Raw genomic sequence first — 5,237 nt, 5'->3', positions numbered from 1 at the left:
CCCGCCGGGAACCAGCGCGCCACCCGTCCCGGGGGGTACGGGCCCGGCCGGGCGGGCGACACCGGGTCCGGCCCGAGACCCGGCCGCGCGGCGAGCGCTGTCGCGGCCAGCGCGGCCGGCACCAGCGAGACGCCCAGCAGGTTCGGCCACAGCGCGCCGTAGGTGACCAGCGTCCACGGGAACGCGACGAACCCGAGCGCGAGCACCGGCGCGGCCAGCGCGGCACCGGCCGAGCGCCCGACCAGGGTGCGGACCAGGAAGAGCACCGACAGCGGCCACACCAGCAGCGTGGTGACCAGCGCGACCACGTTCGACGCGACGACGATCCCGCCCGGCCCGGTGGCCAGCGGCGCCACCAGCGAGACGACGTCGTGCCAGGCCGCGGGGTAGAAACCGGGGGAGTTGACCAGGCCGCCGACGGTGAGCGACGACGCGTCGTGCGTCCCGAGGATCCGGGCGACGGCGTTGTAGTGGAAGTTCGCGTCGAAGGTCTGGGACAGCGCGTCGGGACGGTCCATCCCGCGCAGCACGGCCCGCAGGCCCAGCACCGCGGCGATCGTCAGCCCACCGAGCGCGGCGAGCCCGGTCCAGCGCCGGTCGGGTCCGCCGCGGAGCAGTGTCCGGACCGACTCCCCGGCGGCGGCCCGCACCACGGTGGGCCGCGGCAGCAGCGGGCGGCGCAGCACCAGCCGTCGCACACCCACCACGAGCAGTGCGAACGCGGCCGCCGCGGTGACCGGTGCGGCCCCGCTCCAGGGCACGCCGAGCATGCTCGCGCCGACGGCGGACCCGGCGATCACGCCGACCGACAGCATCGGGGCGGCGCCCCAGGCGGCGATCCCGCGCAGGCCGGCGGCGAGGCCGACGACCAGCCCCGGGAGCGTGACCCAGGCAGCGGCCAGCAGCACGAGGGGGACGGCGGACAGCCAGCTCACGCCATTTTCTCCTCGGGCCACGACGGTGCCGGATACGTCCGCTTCTCCGACCTGCCTGCGAGGGTACCGAAGCCGCCGGGTGCCCCGGATCACGCCTGCCCTACCCTCGATGGCCGTGAGCGTCGACAGTGCCGACCTGAACGGTTACGACCTGAGCAGCTACGACCTGATCGTCGTCGGGTCCGGGTTCTTCGGACTCACCGTGGCCGAGCGCGTCGCCGACGGCCTCGGGAAGCGCGTCCTGGTCCTGGAGCGCCGGAGCCACATCGGCGGCAACGCCTACTCCGAGGCCGAGCCGGAGACCGGGATCGAGATCCACCGGTACGGCGCGCACCTGTTCCACACCTCGAACGAGCGCGTGTGGGCCTATGTCAACCGGTTCACGAGCTTCACGAACTACCAGCACCGCGTGTTCGCCCGGGTCGGCGAGCAGGTCTACGCGTTCCCGATGAACCTCGCGCTGATCAACCAGTTCTTCGGGAAGGCCCACACCCCCGACGAGGCGCGCTCGCTGATCGCCGAGCAGTCCGCGGAGGTCGAGACCGGGCAGGCCGCGAACCTCGAGGAGAAGGCGATCTCGCTGGTCGGACGCCCGCTCTACGAGGCCTTCGTCAAGGGCTACACCGCCAAGCAGTGGCAGACCGACCCCACCGAGCTGGACGCCTCGATCATCACCCGGCTCCCGGTCCGCTACACCTACGACAACCGCTACTTCAACGACACCCACGAGGGCCTGCCGACCGACGGCTACACCGCCTGGCTGGAGCGGATGGCGGCGCACGAGAACATCGACGTCGTGCTCGACACCGACTACTTCGCGGTGCGCGAGCAGCTGCCCGCCGACGTGCCGGTCGTCTACACCGGACCGCTGGACCGCTACTTCGACCACGCCGAGGGCGAGCTGGGCTGGCGCACCCTGGACTTCGAGATGTCGGTCGAGCCGACCGGCGACTTCCAGGGCACCTCGGTGATCAACTACAACGACGCCGAGGTTCCCTTCACCCGGATCCTCGAGTTCCGCCACATGCACCCCGAGCGGGACTACCCGAAGGACAGGACGGTGATCGTGCGGGAGTACTCGCGCTTCGCCGAGTCCGGGGACGAGCCGTACTATCCGATCAACACCCCCGACGACCGGGCGAAGCTGGACCGCTACCGCGAGCTGGCCCGCAAGGAGACCGCGAACCGGGGTGTGCTGTTCGGCGGGCGGCTGGGGACCTACAAGTACCTCGACATGCACATGGCCATCGGGTCGGCGCTGACGATGTACGAGAACCGCCTCGTCCCGCACTTCACCGAGGGGCGCCCGCTGTCGGGCACCGAGGCCGAGGACTGATCACGGATCATGGGGCGGAACGCCCCGGCGTCCACCCCAGCTCCGCCGACACCGCGGCCGCGGCGGCCGCCGTCGCCCGACCCGTCTCGTCGAACCGGCCGTCCAGCCGGGCGGTCGGCCCCGAGACGTTGAGCGCCGCGACGACCCGGCCGCGGAAGTCGCGCACCGGTGCGGAGACCCCGGCCACGCCGGGTTCGAACTCCTCGTGGGACACCGCCCAGCCGCGTTCGGCGGCCTCCTGGATCGCCTGCCACAGCTGCGGGACCGTCCGGACCCGGGAGCGCGGGTAGTCCGGCACCAGGTCCTCGACCGCGCCGAAGCGCACGAACAGCTCGTCGGGGGTCGCGTCGGAGAGCAGCACCCGGCCCGCCGACGTGCACGGCAGCGGCGCGCGCCTGCCCTCCCAGCCGGTCGTGCGGAACGAGTGCCCGGACACCGTCCGCGCGGTCAGCAGCGCGTCGTCGCGGAGCACGCACAGGTGCACGGTCTCCTCGGTCTCGGCGGCCAGCCGGTGCAGCACCGGCTCGGCGACGGCCGTCAGCCGGCCGCCCGTGCCCCGCGCGGCGAGCGAGAACAGCCGCCACCCCAGGCGGTAGACGAGTGTGTCCTCGTCGCGCTCGACGAGCCCGGCGTCGGCGAGGGCCCGCAGCGCGCGCGAGACCTGGCTCTTCTCCCGCCCGGTCAGCCGCGCGACCGCGGCGACGCCCAGCCCGTCGGTGCGCCCGGCCTCGTCCGAGGCGAGCGCCTCCAGCAGCGCGACGTCGCGGCCGAGCCCGTAGCCGTTGTGCACACCGGTGACGCTAGTCCCGGTTGCCCTCAGCGCAACGATGATCTCGATTCCCGGTGGCCCCTGGCCGCGGCCGTGGCGACTTCCTAGATTCGGGGACCAACCGGCTCGGGGTGCACCGCCCCCGATCGCACCCCGAGCCGGAACCAGCTCCCGACACCACCCCGGACCCGATGAAGATCACCGACATCACGCTGGACCGGGTGCGCCTGCCGCTCGACCCGCCGCTGCGCGCCGCCTGGGACCCCGAGCCCCGCACCGTGTTCGACGCGACGATCGTGCGCGTCCACACCGACGACGGCGTCGTCGGCATCGGCTCCGGCGACACCATGGACGGCTTCGACGCCTACCGGCACCTGTTCGTCGGCACCGATCCGCTTGCGATCGCCCGGCATGTGCGCGTCATCGAGACCTGTGCCCTGCACGGTGGCCACTACTGGCCGCTGGAGGCGGCCCTGTGGGACCTCGCCGGCACGGTCGCCGGGCTGCCCGTCGCGACCTTGTTCGGCGGCACGTTCGACGCGGTGCCCGCCTACGCGTCGTTCTGCGTGCTGCGCCCGCCCGCGGAGCGTGCCGAGGTGGCGCACCGGGTCGCGGAGGAGGGCTTCCGTGCGGTCAAGATCCGGATCGACCGGGACCGGGTCGAGGAGGGGATCGGCGCGGTCGCGGCCGTCCGGGAGGCGCTCGGCGAGGACTTCGCGATCATGGTGGATCTCAACCAGGCGTGGCGGATGGCCGGCGACGTCGCCCCCGCCACCGACCTCGCCGCGACGCGGCGCCTCGTCCGGCGACTCGCCGACCTGGGGGTCTTCTGGGTCGAGGAGCCGCTGCCCTACGCCGATGCCGACGGCATGCGCACCCTGCGTGCCGACAACCCCGGGCTGCGGATCGCCGCGGGGGAGATGCAGCGCTCGTTCGGTGAGCTGCTGCGCCTGCTCGACGACGACGTCCTCGACGTCCACCAGCCCGACGTCGTCCTCGCGGCCGGGATGAGCCGGGTCCGCACCCTCGCCGAGCTCGCCCTGTTGCGCCACCGCGCGTTCACCCCGCACAGCTGGACGAACGGCATCGGCGTGCTCGCGAACCTGCACGTCTCCGCCGGCGTCGGCGGCGGCCCGTTCTTCGAGTTCCCCTACGACCCGCCGGACTGGACCCCGGCGCGTCGCGACTTCCCGCTGGCCGAACCCCTGACCGTCGGCGACGACGGCATGCTGGCGGTCCCGAGCGCCCCCGGCCTCGGGTTCACCCTCGACGAGGAGGCGATCTCACGGTGGCGGGTCCGGTGAACGGGTTCACGGTCGAGGCGACCTGCGCCCTGGAGTTCGGTCCCGGCGCGGTCGCCCGGGTCCCCGCGCTGGTCGACGGCCTCGGTCGGGCGGCGGCGTTCGTCGTCACCGACGCCGGGCTGCGCGCCACCGGCATCGTCGACCGGGTCGTCGGCGACCTCACCGCGGCCGGGCTGTGGACCGAGGTGTTCGACGGGATCGGCCCCAACCCGTCGACGACGGCCGTCGAGCACGGCGCGACGGCGCTGCGCGCGTTCGGCTCCTGTGTGGTCGTCGCGATCGGCGGCGGCTCGGTGCTCGACGCGGCCAAGGGCATCGCGCTGCTCGCCACCCACCACGGCGCCCGCGCGACCGACGACCTGTGGTCCTCACCCGTCGCGGGGCTGCCGCTGATCGCGGTCCCCACCACCGCCGGGACGGGCGCGGAGACCAACGGGTTCGGCGTCGTCGAGGACACCTGCGCCAAGCGCAAGGTCTACCTGGGCCACGCCTCGGTCCGGCCGCGCGTCGCCGTCCTCGACCCGGAGCTGACCGTCGGCCTGCCGCCCGCGGCGACGGCCGCCACCGGCTTCGACGCGCTCGTCCACGGCGTCGAGTCGCTCGCCTCCCGCGGCGCGAACCCGGTCTCCGACGCCGCCGCCGCCCAGGCCGTCGCCCTGGTGGGCCGGTGGCTGCCGGTCGCCGTCGACGACGGCACCGACCTGGAGGCCCGCGCGCAGCTGCTGCTGGGCGCGCACCTGGCGGGCCAGGCGCTGACCGTGTCCGGGCTGGGCCTGGTCCACGGCATCGCGCACGCGGTCACCGCGCACACGGGCACCCCGCACGGTGTCGCGCTCGCGTCGGTGAACGAGCAGGTCATGCGCTGGAGCGCCGGCGCGGCGGCGGAGGCGTAC

5 protein-coding genes are annotated in these 5,237 nt (G+C 74.0%); 3 read left to right on the top strand and 2 right to left on the bottom strand.

The genetic code is table 11. The annotated features are described in order from the left end of the window. Positions 1 to 935: DUF6541 family protein (locus GTW08_RS26245; protein ID WP_346009974.1), on the bottom strand; the 935-nt coding region annotated here is incomplete at its 3' end. A 109-nt stretch (positions 936 to 1,044) separates the two neighbouring features. Between GTW08_RS26245 and glf the strand changes: the two genes are divergently transcribed. Next, complete coding sequence (glf, locus tag GTW08_RS26240) at positions 1,045 to 2,271, top strand: UDP-galactopyranose mutase (protein WP_073573798.1); 1,227 nt, start codon at positions 1,045 to 1,047, stop codon at positions 2,269 to 2,271. Between the two features lie 7 nt (positions 2,272 to 2,278). On the opposite strand, the gene GTW08_RS26235 is transcribed toward glf, so the two are convergent. Further along, positions 2,279 to 3,061, bottom strand: a complete 783-nt coding sequence (locus GTW08_RS26235) for an IclR family transcriptional regulator (protein ID WP_073573799.1) — start codon at positions 3,059 to 3,061, stop codon at positions 2,279 to 2,281. Between the two features lie 170 nt (positions 3,062 to 3,231). On the opposite strand from GTW08_RS26235, the gene GTW08_RS26230 reads away from it, so the two are divergent. Together GTW08_RS26230 and GTW08_RS26225 are read left to right on the top strand one after the other, a co-directional pair. Beyond that, positions 3,232 to 4,344, top strand: a complete 1,113-nt coding sequence (locus tag GTW08_RS26230) for a mandelate racemase/muconate lactonizing enzyme family protein (RefSeq protein ID WP_073573800.1) — start codon at positions 3,232 to 3,234, stop codon at positions 4,342 to 4,344. Then, positions 4,329 to 5,237, top strand: a 909-nt coding sequence (locus GTW08_RS26225) for an iron-containing alcohol dehydrogenase (RefSeq protein ID WP_346009973.1), incomplete at its 3' end; no start/stop codon positions are given. The genes GTW08_RS26230 and GTW08_RS26225, both read left to right, overlap by 16 nt.

Origin of the sequence: Pseudonocardia sp. SID8383, from assembly GCF_009864975.1 — a bacterium.
Classification (GTDB): Bacteria; Actinomycetota; Actinomycetes; order Mycobacteriales; family Pseudonocardiaceae; genus Pseudonocardia; species Pseudonocardia alni.
Note: the sequence above shows the minus strand (reverse complement) of the source record. Positions and strands in the feature narration are given on the sequence as shown.